Annotated in this window: 1 protein-coding gene; it reads right to left on the minus strand. The window is 60.7% G+C overall.

Annotated features, from left to right (window positions below):
• Nucleotides 1-2: 2 nt before the first annotated feature.
• Nucleotides 3-1283: an IS256 family transposase gene (locus ACIQXH_RS20380; RefSeq protein ID WP_030537341.1), complete on the minus strand. Its 1281-nt coding sequence runs from the start codon at nt 1281-1283 to the stop codon at nt 3-5.
• Nucleotides 1284-1705 lie beyond the last annotated feature (422 nt).

Raw genomic sequence — 1705 nt, forward strand, 5'->3', positions numbered from 1 at the left:
CATCAGTAAGTTTCCGATCCCGGCCAACGATCGGCGAACGTGATCGCAAACGCGTTCAGAGCGGGCTTCCACCTCGTTATCCATCGTGCCTGGCCCTTGCCTGTCGGGTCGAGCGAACGTGTCACCAAATACAGACACTTCAGCGCAGCCGCCTCGGTAGGGAAATGGCCACGAGCTTTCACCGCCCTCCGATAGCGGGCATTGAGGGACTCAATCGCGTTGGTAGAGCAGAGCACTCGCCGTATCTCTGTGTCGTAATCGAGGAACGGAATGAACTCCTGCCAAGCGTTGGTCCACAATCGGATGATCGCCGGATACCTCTCACCCCAGTGCTCGGCGAGATCGTCCAGCCCCGCGTGAGCGGCAGCCTCGGTCGGTGCCGTGTAGATCGGTCTGAGATCGTGTTTGAGTGCGTCCCAGTGTTGACGTCCCGAGAGCCGAAAGGTGTTGCGGATCAAATGCACGACGCACGTTTGTACCGTCGTGGCCGGCCATACGTTCTCGACGACTTCCGGCAGGCCTTTCAATCCGTCGCAGACCAGGAAGAACACATCCCGAGTGCCGCGATTGCGAATGTCCGTCAGCACGGACATCCAGAATTTGGCGCCCTCACCGCCGGTGCCGGCCCACAATCCGAGCACGTCGCGCCGTCCGTCGAGACTGACGCCGATCGCCGCGTAGATCGGCCGGTTTGCGACCTGCCCGTCTCGAACTTTGACGACGATCGCATCGACGAAAACTGCCGCGTACACCTCGTCGAGCGGACGGGCAGACCAGTCCTGCATCTCCTCGAGGACCTTGTCGGTGATCCGCGAGATGGTCTCCTTCGAGACCGAGGCCCCGTAGATTTCAGCGAAATGCGAACTGATTTCACCAGTCGTTAATCCTTTGGCGTACAACGACAACACGATCTCATCGACCCCGTTCAATCGACGTTGGCGTTTCTTGACGATCTGCGGCTCGAACGTCCCTTCCCGATCACGAGGGACCTCGATCGGGACATGCCCACTGGCCTCGGTCAACACCGTTTTCGACCGAGTCCCGTTGCGAATATTCGTAGACTCCCGATCGGCCGGAGCTTGGTTCTTGTCGTGCCCGAGGTGCTCGGTCATCTCCTCGTTCAGTGCGGTTTCCAGAACGGTTTTAGTGAACTGCTTGAGCAAACCGTCCGGCCCGGTCAGCGACAGGCCCTGCTCCTTGGCCAGGCGCACCAACTCCGCGGCCGCCGCAGCTTCCGCGGAGGGCTCGGCCCTCTTCTTCGTCACATTCTCCAGTGTCGTCATCTCGGCACCTCCTCGCCGAGCATTCACTCAGCGTCTCGGGCCAAAACACCGATTACGAAACAGTCCCCGGACGCAGGCCTCGCAGTCCTGGTGGGCTGTAAACTACTCGCTGCGGCATCGCTGTTGGGGTATACGTGGTGGTCGTGGAACTCTTCCGCACCACGGCGGGCAGAAGACATGGCTGATGATTATGTGTTGACCCACGGGGGTTTCCGAGCCAATTCTGTTGTATTTGAGCGCTCTCGCCGCCGATCCCACGGCCAAAGGAACGGCGGCGCATCGGGACCCTGCCGATGGGTTGGCTCGAATGGAGGGAAAGGCTGCGGACACAGGGCGGTACCGCGTCGGTTTTGACGGTTCGGCTCGTGCTTGGTTCGTGTGAGGATTACTGCTGCCCGCCGGCCTTCTCGGGTGCGAGGGCA

This window comes from Peribacillus sp. NPDC097225, from assembly GCF_044761955.1.
In the GTDB taxonomy this organism is placed as follows: Bacteria; Bacillota; Bacilli; order Bacillales; family DSM-1321; genus Peribacillus.